Annotated in this window: 15 protein-coding genes; 5 read left to right on the top strand and 10 right to left on the bottom strand. The window is 49.1% G+C overall.

Annotated elements, in window-relative coordinates:
* Positions 1–59: 59 nt before the first annotated feature.
* The 5 genes from I2H87_RS07490 (at position 60) to I2H87_RS07470 (ending at position 4,754) form a co-directional block, all read left to right on the top strand.
* A complete protein-coding gene (locus I2H87_RS07490; RefSeq protein WP_195609647.1) occupies positions 60–1,292 on the top strand; it encodes a 6-phosphofructokinase in 1,233 nt (410 codons plus the stop codon).
* A gap of 142 nt (positions 1,293–1,434) precedes the next feature.
* Complete coding sequence (locus I2H87_RS07485; RefSeq protein WP_195609646.1) at positions 1,435–1,914, top strand: RNA polymerase sigma factor; 480 nt, start codon at positions 1,435–1,437, stop codon at positions 1,912–1,914.
* Complete coding sequence (locus tag I2H87_RS07480; RefSeq protein WP_195609645.1) at positions 1,911–2,642, top strand: hypothetical protein; 732 nt, start codon at positions 1,911–1,913, stop codon at positions 2,640–2,642. The genes I2H87_RS07485 and I2H87_RS07480 overlap by 4 nt, the downstream gene beginning before the upstream one ends.
* Before the next feature lie 25 nt (positions 2,643–2,667).
* On the top strand, positions 2,668–3,534 hold the full coding sequence (locus tag I2H87_RS07475; RefSeq protein WP_195609644.1) for an ABC transporter ATP-binding protein: 867 nt from the start codon (positions 2,668–2,670) through the stop codon (positions 3,532–3,534).
* A complete protein-coding gene (locus I2H87_RS07470) occupies positions 3,531–4,754 on the top strand; it encodes an ABC-2 family transporter permease (RefSeq protein ID WP_195609643.1) in 1,224 nt (407 codons plus the stop codon). Before I2H87_RS07475 ends, I2H87_RS07470 begins: the two co-directional genes overlap by 4 nt.
* Positions 4,755–4,887: 133 nt before the next feature.
* Here I2H87_RS07470 and I2H87_RS07465 read toward each other — a convergent pair whose 3' ends face one another.
* From I2H87_RS07465 to I2H87_RS07420, 10 genes are all read right to left on the bottom strand, one after another.
* Complete coding sequence (locus I2H87_RS07465; protein ID WP_243273897.1) at positions 4,888–5,307, bottom strand: hypothetical protein; 420 nt, start codon at positions 5,305–5,307, stop codon at positions 4,888–4,890.
* Between the two features lie 28 nt (positions 5,308–5,335).
* Positions 5,336–6,517, bottom strand: coding sequence for an ABC transporter permease (locus I2H87_RS07460; RefSeq protein ID WP_195609642.1), 1,182 nt, complete (start codon positions 6,515–6,517; stop codon positions 5,336–5,338).
* Positions 6,514–7,221, bottom strand: coding sequence for an ABC transporter ATP-binding protein (locus I2H87_RS07455; RefSeq protein ID WP_195609641.1), 708 nt, complete (start codon positions 7,219–7,221; stop codon positions 6,514–6,516). The genes I2H87_RS07460 and I2H87_RS07455 overlap by 4 nt, the downstream gene beginning before the upstream one ends.
* Positions 7,222–7,335: 114 nt before the next feature.
* Positions 7,336–8,310 (bottom strand): sensor histidine kinase, encoded by a 975-nt coding sequence (locus I2H87_RS07450; RefSeq protein WP_207746059.1) that lies wholly within the window; start codon positions 8,308–8,310, stop codon positions 7,336–7,338.
* The gene (locus I2H87_RS07445; RefSeq protein ID WP_022150893.1) at positions 8,289–9,062 is read right to left on the bottom strand and encodes a response regulator transcription factor; all 774 of its coding nucleotides are present in this window, start codon (positions 9,060–9,062) and stop codon (positions 8,289–8,291) included. The genes I2H87_RS07450 and I2H87_RS07445 overlap by 22 nt, the downstream gene beginning before the upstream one ends.
* Complete coding sequence (locus tag I2H87_RS07440) at positions 9,063–9,506, bottom strand: aconitase X swivel domain-containing protein (protein ID WP_009268134.1); 444 nt, start codon at positions 9,504–9,506, stop codon at positions 9,063–9,065.
* Complete coding sequence (locus I2H87_RS07435) at positions 9,503–10,783, bottom strand: aconitase X (protein WP_009268135.1); 1,281 nt, start codon at positions 10,781–10,783, stop codon at positions 9,503–9,505. The genes I2H87_RS07440 and I2H87_RS07435 overlap by 4 nt, the downstream gene beginning before the upstream one ends.
* A 35-nt stretch (positions 10,784–10,818) precedes the next feature.
* Positions 10,819–12,873: an oxidoreductase gene (locus tag I2H87_RS07430; protein ID WP_195609697.1), complete on the bottom strand. Its 2,055-nt coding sequence runs from the start codon at positions 12,871–12,873 to the stop codon at positions 10,819–10,821.
* 134 nt (positions 12,874–13,007) lie between these two features.
* Complete coding sequence (locus I2H87_RS07425; RefSeq protein ID WP_195609640.1) at positions 13,008–14,153, bottom strand: tetratricopeptide repeat protein; 1,146 nt, start codon at positions 14,151–14,153, stop codon at positions 13,008–13,010.
* Positions 14,154–14,257: 104 nt separating this feature from the next.
* Entirely contained in the window at positions 14,258–15,373 is a 1,116-nt protein-coding gene (locus I2H87_RS07420; RefSeq protein ID WP_195609639.1) for a hypothetical protein, read from the bottom strand.
* Positions 15,374–15,607 lie beyond the last annotated feature (234 nt).

Genomic DNA, 15,607 nt, shown 5'->3' with positions numbered 1-15,607 from the left:
CATTTTCCCATGTTAAGATAAGTAGAGTTTCAAATTCAAACAAAACGGAGGAACTTTTCATGCAGAGGAAAAATGTAATTGTCGGACAGTCCGGCGGACCGACTGCGGTCATCAATGCCAGTCTGTACGGCGTTGTATATGAAGCACTGAACCGCGAAGACACACTCGGAACGGTCTACGGAATGATCAACGGAATCGAGGGATTCCTGCACGATCAGATCATGGATATGAAACCGCTGGAACAGTCCGGCGAACTGGAACTGATCAAAACAACTCCCGGATCCTACCTCGGATCCTGCCGCTACAAGCTGCCGGAAGATTTGAACGATCCGGTCTATCCGGAGTTGTTTGAAAAATTTGCAGCCAAAAATATCGGCTACTTTTTCTATATCGGCGGCAACGATTCCATGGACACAGTCAGCAAGCTTTCCCGCTATGCGGAAACGATCGAAAGCGACATCCGGTTCATCGGAATCCCGAAAACGATCGACAACGATCTCGTGCTCACCGATCATACGCCGGGATTCGGAAGCGCCGCAAAATATGTTGCGTCCACCGTTCGTGAGATCGCCGTCGACGCATCCGTTTACGACAACAAAAAATCCGTGACGATCGTCGAGATCATGGGACGTCATGCCGGATGGCTGACCGCGGCAAGCGTACTCGCCCGCAAATTTGACGGCGACAATCCGGTTCTGATCTATCTGCCGGAAGTCGCATTTGATCCGGACGCATTTATCGAAAAAGTAAAAGCTTCACTGGAACACACGCCAAACCTGGTTGTCTGCATCTCTGAGGGGATCAACGACGGCAACGGCACGTTTGTCTGTGAACTTGCCAGCGACGTCGGCGTCGATACATTCGGACACAAAATGCTCACCGGTTCCGGAAAATATCTGGAAAATCTCGTTAAGGACCGGATCGGTGTCAAAGTCCGCTCGATCGAATTAAACGTCTGCCAGCGCTGCTCTTCTTCCATGCTCTCTAAAACAGACCAGAAAGAAGCCATCGCTTCCGGCGCCTACGGCGTCAAATGTGCGGTCGAGGGCGCTACCGGAAAGATGATCGCATTTCACCGCTCTCAACTCGCTTCCGGGGATTACTGCATTGACTATGTAATGGAAGACGTCAATCTGATCTGCAATCAGGAAAAAACAGTTCCTCTTGAATGGATCTCAAAAGACGGTTCCGATATCAAAGACGATTTCATCCGTTATGCCGCGCCGCTGATCCTGGGAGAAGTCACCGTTCCGACCGAGGAGGGACTCCCGAAATTCGCCTACCGGAAATAGACATAACTGAATTTTTCACTCGTGCTTTCCAGCGAAACACAGGCAGCAATTCTGAAAAAAGAGTTGCTGCTTGTATTTTTATACTTTTTTCGCACATGCACTGCCTTCGATCCGTTATTCCTTATGAAAGGAGGTTTCCTCTATGGCGATCGAGATCCGCGATCAATATGATAAAATCTACCGCTATTGTTATCACAAAGTAAAAAATGCCGTGCTTGCAGAAGATCTGACGCAGGAAACTTTTCTTCGCTTTTTCTCACAGACTTCTTATTCTGAAATCGGAAAACAACTTCCGTACTTGTATACGATCGCAAGAAATTTATGTACAGACCATTTTCGGCTGCGGACTTTTGACAGGGAAAAAGAACTCCCGGAAGACGCTCTGGAGGATGTCGCCCAACACCGGATGATCGAACAAACCGAACTGACGCTTGTTATCCGTCAGGCATTGCATGTGCTGCCCGAGGATGAACAGGAACTCCTGCTTCTTCGTTATGTCAATGAACTGACGGTCAGCGAACTCTCCGAAATTACCGGACTGTCCCGTTTTGCAGTCTATCGAAAGACAAAGACTGCGCTGGAACATTTGAAAACACGACTACGAAAGGAGGATTTTTCATGAAACAGATGCGAAAAAAAGACTGGAGCCACGAACTTACCCTTGCGTTCGCCGCTCCTGCTCCCAAACGAAAAGAAGCATTTTTAAAGACAATGCCTGTCCCGCAATTAGATCCGCGAGGATTTTTCTTTACACAGCTTCAATATATCCGGAAACGTACCTGGATTTTTTCCATTTTTATCCTGCTCGCATGTATCGGGATTGTCCGATTCGCTTCCGATGGCGTATGCTGGAAAACCGCTGCATTGCTGCCGTTTCTGACTTTGATCACAACTACAGAATTTGCCAGATCCACGCAATGGAATATGGTCGAACTGGAAATGAGTTGTAAATACAGCCTTTCCCAGATATTGATGGCTCGCTTCCTCATTTTCGGAACGGTCGATTTCCTTATTTTAGGCGTTATTATCGGAATTGTCAGCACACAGTCCGAATTTTATCTGCTCAGGACCGTGCTTTATCTGATCACACCATGTACCATGACTGCCGCACTTTCTCTCTGGATCATAAGAAGAACGCCGCGAAATGAATCCATATATTTCTGTGCCGCCGCGTCTGCTTTTATCAGTATCGCGCATGATCTCGCCGGCAGTTCCGGAGCATATTTTTACCACCCGGATCTGCTCCCGGTCTGGGAATTCCTTTGTCTGGCTTCTGTCTGCTTTCTGCTGAAACAAGGTAAAGAACTCTTATCGTCAGCACGCAAAGGACAGCTGCTCTTCATACACTGACGATCACGAAAGGGGAACAATCACTATGGAATTATATTTAAACCGGGTAACCAAACAATACGGAAATAAAATAGCATGCGACCGAATTTCCCTGCGGATGAAAAGCGGCGTTTACGGACTGCTCGGAGCAAACGGCGCCGGAAAAACAACGCTGATGCGAATGATCTGCGGCGTCATGACTCCAACCTCCGGTGAGATCACGTATGACGGCATTGACGTCCGGCAGGAAGCCTACCGGGATGTGCTCGGCTATCTCCCACAAAACTTCGGATATTATCCGGATTTTCGCGTACAGGATTTTATGATGTATCTCGCCGCACTCAAAGGACTTCCCAAAAATCCTGCCTGCGAACGTACCGCCAGTCTCCTGAGACTGGTTTCGTTGGAGAAAGAGTCAAAACGAAAGATCAAAACACTCTCCGGCGGAATGAAACAGCGTTTGGGGATCGCGCAGGCATTGTTAAATGATCCCAAGATCCTGATCCTGGACGAACCTACCGCCGGACTGGATCCAAAAGAGCGCGTAAAATTCCGCAATCTGATCTCCCGCCTTGGTCAAGACCGGATCGTACTTTTATCCACACATATCGTATCTGATGTGGAATATATCGCCGGAGAAATCCTGATGATGAAAGACGGACAGATCCTCCACCAGGGAAGCCGCGACGAGATCATCCGGACGATCCACGGAAAAATCTGGGAATGCTGCGTTCCGGAAACAAATGCCGAACAACTCTGTACCGAGCATACGGTGATCAATCTGCGTAATAGCGGAAAAGACATCATTTTACGGGTGATCAGCGACACCATTCCCCGGGAAAATGCCGTATCCGCAGAACCGACACTTGAAGACCTTTATTTATATTATTTTCAGGAGGAGGCAGAACAATGAAAGAATTTTGGACACTGGTTAGTTTTGAATACCGTAAAATTCTCGGAAAACGTTCCGTAAAAATTGCGCTCCTGCTGACGTTGTTCCTCTCTGTCTTCTCAATCTGGGGCACGTTGATGGGAAGCTACTATATTGAGGGGGAACTTTTTGAGTCAAATGCGGAGGCTATGAAAAAAGACCGTGCATACGCACGGGAATTATCCGGCAGAATATTGGACGATAAATTATTAATGGAGACGGCAGATGCCTATCAGACAATACCGGATTCTGCCGCTGTTTATCAGAGTACGGAGGAATATCAAAAAAATGCCCGAAAATACAGCTCCATTTATAGTCTGGCAAGGCAGGTGTATGACACGCCCAACGTCCGTTTCGGCGCACCGGAAATGGGAACACTGGATCCGGCACGCGCAGAACAGTTCTACGAGATCCGCGAACTTTGTATGACCAAACAGATTGAAAATGCGCCGATCAGTGAAAATGCCAAAGAAATTATGATGCAGTACTCTGCGGAAGTGAAAGAACCATGGATTTTCTCTTATTCCGACGGCTATACCCGTTTTATGACGATCATGGCAACCTCCGGTGTGATGGCTGCATTTGTCATGGCGATCTGTCTGGCTCCGCTTTTTGCCGGAGAATACTCCAACCATACAGATCAGCTGCTCCTAAGCGCCCGATATGGAAAAGGAAAACTGATCAAAGCTAAATTCTTTACCGGATTTTCGATGACCGGGATCGTCACGCTGCTCGTCACTTTGCAGTCTTATGTTCAATCCATGCTGACATTTGGATTCGACGGCGGCAATGCCAATGTACAAATCTACGACGCCCTGTTTCCTTATCCGCTCACGCTGAAACAAGCTGCGCTTTTACAAAGTATCTGCGTATTTTTTGCCTGCATGTGTATGTCCGCTTTGACCATGTTTTTCTCTTCCAGAATGAAGTCGGCATTTGGCGTGATCATACTGTCGGTGCTGCTCTTATGCGTCCCGATGTTCGTCAAAGTGTCAGCATACCCGCTTCTTGGTTACCTGCTCTTCCATCTGATGCCGGCAAATATGATGCAGTATGATTATATATTTTCCATGATCCCTTATGAAATTGCCGGTGTCGTTATACCTCCGTATGTGATGATGCCGGTGACTGCACTCTGCCTCTGTATCATTCTGATTCCTTTTGCATACCGGGGATTTAAACATCATCAAATAGTAAGCTGAACATATGAACATACATCGCAGCGCCGGAGAGAAGCAGCGTCAGCTCCTCTCCGGTGCTACCTAATCTGAAATTTACAAAATGTGAATACCCAAAGCGAACACTTTTAAACCAGTGTTCGCTTTGGGTAGCAGCCTATTCCAAAATATGCTGCACTTTCTCCACACTGACTTCACATATTTCGGCGATCTCCTTTGGAGTCTTTCCTGCCTGCGCTAACTTAAAAATCCGTTTGGTGTTTTCTTCTCCTTCACGGAGCCCCGATTCTCTTCCCTCGCGTCGTCCCTCTTCCCATGCCTCTTCACGTTCCATCCGTATATGCTTTTCCTGATCATATTCAAAGATACTCATCGCTTTTGCCTCCGCTCTGTGTTTCTCCAGAAATTCTTTTAAGACTCCCTCTTTTATACACTCGCAAATTGCCCGTTCCACCGCATCTTCCAGACTCATTTCCTCTGCATACTTACGGATCTTGTCTGTATAAATTGCATATTCTTTCAGCGTCCGACAAGCTTCTTTCAAATTCTGATTATGCGTTCCGTTAATATTCAGCATCGTTGCTTCCAATTCCAACTTATAAGACTTATGCCGCACGTCTTGCCGGAAGAAAGCAGCTGATAAATACCGTCACAAGGGCAAACAATGCCGCCCCGATAAAAATAACCGGATTCGCACTTCGATAGACCGTTGCGTCATCCAGATTTGCCATGATAACCGGCATCAGCAGATTTCCGGTCAGATACCCGAAGATCAGTCCGATCGGGATTCCGATCCCTGACAATAAAAGCGCCTGCCACCGGACGATCCGCCGGATCTGCCGTCCCGTTGTTCCGATCGTCTTTAACAGTCCGTAAAAACGAACGTCTCCTGCCACACTGATCTGAAAGACATTATAAATGATCAGATATCCGGTCAGAAGCATCACGATCACGGCTCCGATCAGCGGGAAAATACTCTGCGCATCCATACTTTCCGAATGAGTCGATGTATACGCCCAGTTGATCCCACATGCAAGTTCTGTTCCCTCTGTCGACTCGCCGATCGTATATCCGTGGTTCTCTGCGATCTTCTCCAGCGTTCCGCTGATATCCCGGCTGTCCTCAAATACAAGATCCAGATACCAGTCGCCCACATTATTTTGTTCCCGCTCCTCCGGCGAAGCCTGTTCCATTTGTGATAACGCATACTCTTTCGACAGCCAGATCATATGCGCCGGAAGCGCAGGATCCGCCTCCCAATATCCGCACAATGTAAAGGTATCCGTCACCAGAGTATTGCCAAGCGGATAAGTCAGTTCCACCTCTTCTCCGAGTTTCGCCGGGATACCGAGCAGTTCCAGCACCGCCGTATCCATTGCGATTTCTTTTCCCTGCTTCGGCATCGCTCCGGAAGTCGGAAGCGACCAGCAGAATTTCGCATAATTATCCTCGGCATAACGCATTTCCGCAGAGATTTTAAGAAATGCATCCTCCTCCGGCACGGAAAACAAATAGGTCGCCCCGCTTTCCCGGATCAACGGATCATCCCGCAGATCGTCCACCTGTTCCTCGGTCAGCCGTTTGAAGCCGCCGTGAGAATATCCTCCCACCTGACGCATCATCTGCTGTTCGGAAGAATGATTCAGCGTAACCGCGATCGTAAACAATGCCGTAAACATCAGCGCCGTCAATGCGATCGCAAGGACCGCCACCAGATTTCTTGTACGGTTTGCGCCAAAGATCCGAAACGAAAGCCGGCGGATCGTCTTTTGATTTTTCACTTTCATGCGATCACATCCTCTCCCTGCGATTTCACCCTGCAATTTTCTCCCGCAATTTTTCCGTCCTCGATCCGGATGATCTCATCGGCCATCTGCGCGATCTCTTCATTGTGTGTGATCATGACGATCGTCTGCTCGAACTGACGGCTCGTCACTTTCAACAGTCCCATCACATCGAGGCTCGTCTTCGAGTCCAGATTTCCGGTCGGTTCGTCACAGAGCAGGATCGCCGGTTTTGCAGCCAATGCCCTCGCGATCGCAACTCTCTGCTGCTGTCCTCCGGACAAATGACTCGGCAGGCTGTTGATCTTATTTTCCAGCCCCAACGTCTGCACGATCCGTTTGACATACTTCTGATCCGGATGTTTTCCGTCCAGTTCGATCGGAAGCACGATATTTTCATACACATTGAGAACCGGAACAAGATTATAATTCTGGAATACAAACCCGATCTTTCTTCTCCGGAAGATCGTCAGCGCCTCTTCTTTCAGTCCGAAGATCTTCTCCCCGTCCACGATTACTTCCCCCGACGTGGGACGGTCTAAGCCGCCAAGCATGTGAAGCAGCGTTGACTTTCCCGAGCCGCTCGTTCCGACGATTGCCGTAAAACTTCCGGCTTCGACCGAAAGATTCACGCCATCCAGCGCACGAACCATCGTCTCGCCGTTCCCGTAGTATTTTTTCAGATCCTTTGTCTCCAATATGATCATTCTATTCTCCCCTTTCAAATAAAAATAGTTTATGCAGAAGTTTTTCCTCCACATAAACTATAACAAAAAAATCTTTCGACACACTTTCTCAAATCTGTCAGTTTTGACAGATTCTTATTTGGAAAGGAACATGGAAAATGTCGTCCGCTCACCGGGGATGCTTTTCACTTTCAAATATCCTCCCTCCCCGGTCACGATCTGGTCCGCAAGGTACAGACCGATCCCCACGCCCTCCTGATTTCTCACCTGTTCTCCGCGGACAAATCTTCCGAAAATACGCCCGGTCTCTTGCTCGGGGATCCCGATTCCGTGATCCGTCACATCGATCCGCAGAAACAACTCGTATTCTGTCCAACACACCTCGATCCAGTCTCCCGGATCCGTATATTTCACTGCGTTGTCCAAAAGATTGTAAAGCGCCTCCTGCGTCCATTTCTCGTCGAAAACCGCCTGACGATCTTCCAACTGACGGTCTTCCAACTGACGTTCTTCCAGCTGGCGTTCTTCCGGCTGACGGTCTTTCCTCCCTGCACCGACTTCGATCCGGATCCCGCGCTGCTGTGCTTTCGGGCGTATCTGCGAGACAGCGGCTTCCACCATCTTGCGGACGCCCTGTTTTTTCGGATACAACGTGATGATCCCGTTTTCCAGCCGGCTCGAACGGATCAGCGTATGCAGCAAAAATTGTAATTTTTCCGCCTGTCCGCGTACTTGAAGCGCGCATTCCTCCGCCTCTTTCGGCAGATCTTTTTCCAGTAAAAGTTCCGTATACAATGAAATGTTCGTAAGCGGCGTTTTTGTCTGATGTGAAATATCCGAGATCAGAGTGCTGATCTTTTTCTGGTCGGCTTCCCTTTTCTTCTGCAGACTCTCACATTTTTTCAAATACTGCGCCATCCGGGACTCGATCGCCGACCGACATGTCTCATCATAATCTTTCTCCAAAAATCCACCTGCAATCGCCGCATCCAGCATTTCCTCCAATGCGCGCATCTCTCTTCGCGTCTGCCATTCACGGATCCCGCAAAATATCCCCGCTCCGATCAGAAGCAAAATACTGCCTCCCGTTATGATCCACTGCCACTCCATGTCCTGTCCTCACTGCTGTCTCTGTCTGTTTCCTGCCACATATATCCGATGCCGTACACATTTTTGATATATTCCGGGGAGGACGACCGGTCTTCCAGCTTCTCCCGAAGTCTCTTGATCGCGACAAACAGCGCGTTGTCTTCCACAAATTCTCCGCCGTCCGCCCAGATCTGATCTAAAAGCCGTTCTTTCGGGATCGTCTTCCCTCTGTTTTCCACAAGGATCCGCAGAAGTTTCTGCTCTGTCCGGCTCAACACAAGATTCTCTCCGTTCTTCCGGTATTCCATTTTATCAAATGCAAAAGAAAACGGTCCGATCTGTATACTCTGCTCCTGCCCATTCTCCATTGGTCGTGCGCCCTGCATATTCCGAAGCCTTGCGCGTACCCTCGCCCGCAGTACCATCAGACTGAACGGCTTCGTGATATAATCATCCGCCCCGGACTCCAGTCCCGTCACAATATCGATCTCCAGATCGTTTGCTGTCAAAATGATGACCGGGAGCGCCAGGCGCTCCCGAATCCATTGCAGAAGTTCCAGACCGTTTCCATCCGGCAGGTTCAGATCCAAAATGACAAGGTCGATCCGCTCCTGTTCTCCCCGCCCGGATGTTTCGATCATCTTTTCCAGACAACATTTTCCCGCATGGAGCGTCTCCGCCTGTACGATCCGGTGCTGTGCATCCTGCAGCGCCAGACGGATCCCGTCGCTCAACGCTTTGTCGTCTTCAATTACCAATAAGTTCCACTGCATTTATTCCACCGTCACTTTTCCGTCTTCCCCGATCGTGATCATCATCCCGTCTTTCACATAATCGAGAAATTCTTCTCCTAAGCTGTCTACGACCGGCATCGTCACATCGTCCAACCATACGTCCGCCAGGATCGCTCCGGCCGCCGCCAGAGAATCGATCGGATTAGCAAACAACATACAGGCAGGCTGCCGTTTCATCGCGCAGGCACAGTAGAGCACCATGCCTCCGGTCGTCGAACCGATCGTCTGCGGCAGACAAAGTGCATATCCCGCCAGCGGCTTTCCATACAGATCCGGGTTATTCTGGTCGTTGCATTTTGCTGTCTTATCTCCGAACTGCAGTGATTTCTGCAGAGAAGCCAATGTGTTAAATCCCCCGTGCGTCACGACCGCTTCCGCTTTTGCCGTTCCCGGTGTCACAACGCGACCTTTAAATTCTCTCATGATCTCCGACCTCCCCTCGTGATCAGCAGCAGGATCTCGTCGTCCGTAAAATACCGCGCCGTCGTATAGGTCCGCAGTTTGTTGGATGAGGTCACGACCGGCATCTTTGCACACAACGGATTGTTCATATACATCAGCGGACAAATATACGAGGTGATCACACCTGTCGCTTTCAGTCTGCGCGCATAGTCGGTCTGCTCAAATTCTTTGAGCACTCCCGGTGCCGCCGTAAATACCGTCGGTATCACGACTTTTTTGTTGCCGTATTTTTGAAGTCCTGTTTCCACCTTGTCTGTCCAGTCTTTCAACTGCTGAAGACTCATATGCGGACAGCCGACAAAACAAAGTTTCGGTTTCGCGTTCGGCTGTTTCCAGACGATCGGATAATTCTGTTTCACCCGTTTCAATTCCTCGTCGTCAATCACATACACGTTCGCATTTTCTTTGACAAGGGCTTTTCCACATTCTTTTGCTTCCGGAGTTAAGTTATCCACATGGTACAGACCAACTGCCCCATTGGATGCCGTCGCCGCACCGAAATCTTTCAGATAGGTGCACGCTTCCTCATTCAGTTCCGTTCCGATCCACCGGTCCAGCCCCTCGATATAAGGAACGTCTTCCATCACTTTCATGCCGATGGCGGAACCTAAGAGCTGCGCCTCGGGCTTTTTCTTCGTCTCCACTTTCACGATCCAGGAAGCCTTTCTCCCCTCATCGGTGAGCAGTCCGAAATAAGGCACATATCCGACGATCGAACCCATCAGATCCATGATTCCCGAATTCCGGTTACAGCGCGCCCCGAGAACGGAGTTGGCGTATACGACTGCCGAAGATTCCGACCAGCTCAGCACTTCGCCTTTCTCCGGTTTGTTTCCGACTTCATCCATATAACAAGTACAGGTAAACGCATCCTTTTCCATCAGTCCCAGTTTCTGAAGCTGTCCCTCGTAAAAATCCTGTTTGTTGTACATAAATTTATTGAAGATCAGCTTCTGCAGGAAATTTGCCGGTACATTCGGATCCAGCGGCCGCGGGTCTGCGGAAAACTGCTGTTTTGACAATGCCCCCGCCTCGATCAACTGTTCCATCAGATCATACACCGGAGCGATCACGCCAAGCCCGAATGATGTGACAAGGTGATTGTATTTAGAGGTCACCGGAACCATCGTCTCCGCGCCAAATGCTTCTCCGTACATGACAAGTGTCTTCATGACTTTCGCCAGCGTCTCCCCTTTTTCTCCGTCCAGGATCGCCTGTTGTTCTTCTGTCAGTTTCATTTCGCATCACTTCCTTTTTTAACTCACTCTCTTTCTTATATCCGCATTGCCACATCCCATGCGTTCCAAATCACGGTGCGCAGATTGCCGACTACTTTCGCATCACCGATCACATGCACATGTTTTCCCTCCGCTGCCGCCGGAGCCGGATCGTATCCGACGGAAAGGATCACGCTGTCCGCCTCGATCTTGAAGCTCTTTCCCGCTTTGTCCGTCACCGTCACGCCGTCCGGATGGATTTCCGATAATTTCGTTTCCAGATGAACCGACACATGATTCGTCGTAAAGAAATCACGCAGATAACTGGAGTTTGCCAGACAGACTCCTTTCACCGCAATCAGATCGTTCTTCATTTCCACGATCGTCGGTTTCTTCCCCTGCTGATACAGGTCATACGCGATCTCACATCCGGTCAGCCCGCCGCCGACGATCGTTACATTCTCGCCGACTTCTTTTTCACCGAGCAGATATTCCACGGCATCCATTGCGTATTCCGCGCCTGCCACCGGAAGTTTCTTTGCCTTTGCTCCGGTTGCAACGAATACTTCGTCCGCCTGCAATGTCTCGATCCCGTTGACCTCGGTATTCAAATGCAGCGTGATCGGATACTTCTTGATCTCCCGCTCATACCAGGCGATCAGCATCTTATCTTTTTCTTTAAAGGACGGAGCTGCCGCCGCAATAAATACGCCGCCCAAATGATCGGTCTTCTCATACAGATCTACCGTATGTCCGCGTTTCGCACAGACGATGGCAGCTTCCATTCCACCGATACCGCCGCCGATCACCGCCACTTTCTTCGGTGTACGCGCGCGCTCGATCTTATATTTGTCCGTCTGCATCGTCGGCGGATTCAACGCACACCGCGCAATGTGGCTTGCATCATAGAACGGCTGTCCGTTGGCAATGCCTTTATAATGTGTCATATTGAAGCATGCGTTGTGGCAGCAGATACACGGACGGATGTCTTCCATCCGGTCTTCGATCAGTTTCGTGATCCATTCGCCGTCTGCCAAAAACTGTCTTGCAACGCCGACCGCATCGATCCGGTCGTCTGCAATCGCCTGCGCGCCCACATCCGACTCCATTCTTCCGGCACAGACAACCGGAATATCCACAAATTTCTTAATATGTGCGACGTCTTCCAGATTACAGTTCTGCGGCATATACTGCGGCGGATGTGCCCAGTACCACGCGTCGTAAGTACCATTGTCGGCATTGAGCATATCGTATCCGGCGTCCTGCAGATATTTCGCCGCTTTTTCACTTTCTTCCATGTCGCGTCCGATCTCGGTATATTCTTCTCCCGGCATCGCGCCCACACAGAAATCTTTCGTCTTAGAGACAACGGAGTAGCGCAGGGAAACCGGATAATCATTGCCACAGGCAGCCTTGATCTTCTTTACGATCGCCGTCGCAAACCGATACCGGTTCTCGAAAGAGCCGCCGAACTGATCCGTCCGGTGATTCGTATATTTGAGTGTGAACTGATCTAGCAGATACCCCTCGTGCACGGCATGCACCTCGACGCCATCCACACCTGCTTCCTTGCAAAGCGCCGCCGTCTTGGCAAATGCATCGATGATCTCATGGATCTCCGCCGCCGTCATCTCCCGACAAGTCACTTTGTCCGACCAGCGGGACGGCAGAACGCTCGGGCTTGCCGACTGATACTGCACGTCGATGATCGGTTTCGCCAATGTCCGAAGAACCGGACTGTTATGTATTTCCACAAGTGAATCTGTGATCGCCCAGGATCGTCCCATCCCCGCAGTGATCTGCACGAACAATTTCGCTCCGGTCTTGTGGATCTCTTCCATAAATTCTTTCAGTTCCCGAAACATCTTCTTGTTCTGCCAAAGCCATCTTCCTCCGATCGTGTCTTTGATCGGCGCGATCCCCGGAATGATCAGCCCCACATTGTTCCTCGCCCGCTCCAAAAAGAACTTTGCCGCCTCTTTATCAAAATGGTTCGGCTCCATCCAACCAAACAGCGAGGTTCCTCCCATCGGACAGAGAACAATCCGGTTCTTGATCTCCACATTGCCGATCTTCCACGGCGTAAACAACGGTTCATACTTCGGATTCATTTTTCCCATAAAATCGCTCCTTCCCTTGTCGGTGACCGGTGATTTCCGGCCGCCGTTTCACTGCTTTTATTGTAACAATTTCTGAAAAAAACAACAAGTATTACTGCCCGGATAATTTCTTTAGATACAACAATTCAGCCCGCAATGTTCTTTAAATCCCTTAAAAATGCTTCCGCATCCGTATCGCCCTGATCTGCCGCCATCTGAAACCATTTTGCGGCTTCCGAAAGATCTCTTTCAAACCCGTACATTCCGTATCTGTAAAGTGTCCCAAGATTTTTCTGCGCTTTTTTATCTCCATTACGCGCCGCTTCTTTATAGAAAGCAACCGCTTTTTCGTAGTCTGTCGGAACGCCGCTTCCGTCTCTGTAAGCCTTTGCCTGCTCCACCAGTATCCGGTTCTTCTTGCTGTTCAAAAGATCCAAAAATACTGCTTCCGCACTCTGACAAAGCGGTGTACTTTCCGTATATTTCTCCGCGATCTTCTCGGCGATTGCCTCCTGATCTGCACGTTTTTTCTCCTCATCCGGCAAAAAATGGTACTCCTCGATCACCGCTCGGATCACCTCTGCATTTTTGTTATCCGGCATCGTCTGTAATTCCAGATAGATCGCTCCGATCTCCTCATCCGGGATCTGCATGATCTCCATAAGATGTTCCTGCAATGTCCGCTCTGTCTTTGCAAACAATCCTTTCTTTTCCATCAATTTTTTAAGCAGCCTCATATCTCTTTCTCCAAAAATGGTTCTCTGATCCATATGAAACAAAATCCTGCACAGCGATGCAAGCGGCTGCTCGCTCGGATAAATCCCCTCTCGAATTTCGTCGGTAAGTAACTGATTTTGCCTCACACTTTCAATTTTTTCATTTAATTTAAAAATAAGTGCACCCAAAAGTTCTTTGAGCTTCACATTCATTTCTGCCAGATCATTCAGCCGGTAACCAAGTTCTGTGATAATTTCCCGATCCAGACAATTCTGCTGATACAATTCTGTGATCGCTTTTGAAATATATACGCTGATTTTTTCATGATTATTTTGGATTTCCCGTTTTGTCGCCTTATTTTTCCCGGTGATCGTCCGTAACATCCTCTGAAACCATGTCTGTGATTCCAGCATTTCCACTTTCCGATCATTTTCACTCAGTAATTCCGTCATGCTGCTTAAAATCTTATTCATATTTCCTTTGGACTGTTCCATCAAATAATCCATATCCGCCCTTGTCGGCATCGCTTCCGCAACCTGCCCATTTATCTGTCCATTTATCTGTTCCTTTTCCATGTTTTCATCTCCGACTGATCTTTTTTCTTTTTACTTCACCTTTCCGGCTCACTTTTCTGATGATCCTCTCCGATGCACCTCTCTGATACACCTCTCTGGTGCGCCTAAATCTGTTCCAGAAGCCGCATCAACTTCTGATCCGCCTCTTCATTTTTTGCTTTCAGTTCTTCGTACCGTTGTCGTTGGTTTCCGATTTGTATGATGTAAGATTCATACTGCCTGCATGCCAGCTTTGCCACATCTATAAACTCATCGTACCCATCCTCCAGCGCCTGATAATATTTCGCCTCATTCAAAAGCCTTTTATATGCGCCCCGCCCAAAACAAGGCGCTACCACAGTATTGATCACCGTGCCAAATACAAATGCAACCGGAACCGTGATCCATACCGACAATCCCGCTGCCGTAACCGCCGCCTGTATCGGGATCATCACCGCGGACGTAAGTCCCGCCGTGATACCGGACTCTCCGCCTGCTTTCAGCACTTCCGCCAAATATTGCCCGGACGTAAGTTCTCCCGCTTTCCAGCTTTGATAGGAAGCGACCGTCTCTGCCGTCATCCCAATGACCGCTCCGATCACTCCGGCTTTCAACGACGCTGACGCTATTTGTTTCCAATCATAATTCGGATGGATTTTTCCTGATTCTGCCTGTTCAAACCGTTTTTCTCTTCTTGCCCGGATCGTCTCCGCATCCAGATATTCTTCCGTTTCATATCCCTGTTTCCGAGCATAATCGACTTTCTCCCTATTCGTCACGACAACCGCATCCTTGGGAGTGTTGTGCAGATCCGGGTTATTCGTCCCCGCATATGCTTTATTCTGATACCGCTCTTTTACCTGCCCGTCCAAAAGTCCCGTCTCCGTAATATCGATCCCCGGCTGTGTGGGGCAGTCTCCTGCATCAAATACCGACATAAGCTTTGACAGTCTGCTCCTCTGCATCGTCATATAATCCCATTCGTATCCTTTTCCCTGAATTTGAGTCCGCATCCATTCTGCCTTTTCCGCTGCCGTCTGCCGGATCTGTTCGGCGCTTGAAAAATGCTGCGGATAATTTGCCCCCATCCATCGCCAGAATTCCACCTCATTTGCCAGCTTTGCGCTTTCCGTAAAAGCCGCCGCCATCTCCCCAAGATACGCTGCCTGCTCCTGCGCCAGAAGCGCCCCGGTATCCCGCATGATTTCGATATAATATGGATTTTCTCCGTCTCTGTCCATTTTCCCACCTCCGATATCTCTGCCAGTATGTTTTTCATTCGCGTCGGTGTGTAAGGAGGTTTAGAATTACCAGGTTCCGCACGCTCCTTGTTCATCTTATTGCTTTCATTATACTACCATTTCGGATGTATGGAATGGAGAATTTTCCGGATTGCCCCTTACCCAAAGCGAACACTTTCAATACACATGAAATTTTCAAAAGAAAAAGCACCGGAAAACCGCGTATTTACGGCA

It is taken from the genome of Mediterraneibacter glycyrrhizinilyticus (assembly GCF_015560805.1).
Classification (GTDB): domain Bacteria; phylum Bacillota; class Clostridia; order Lachnospirales; family Lachnospiraceae; genus Schaedlerella; species Schaedlerella glycyrrhizinilytica_A.
The sequence above is the reverse complement of the archived record's forward strand: the minus strand, read 5'-3'. Positions and strand labels throughout refer to the sequence as shown.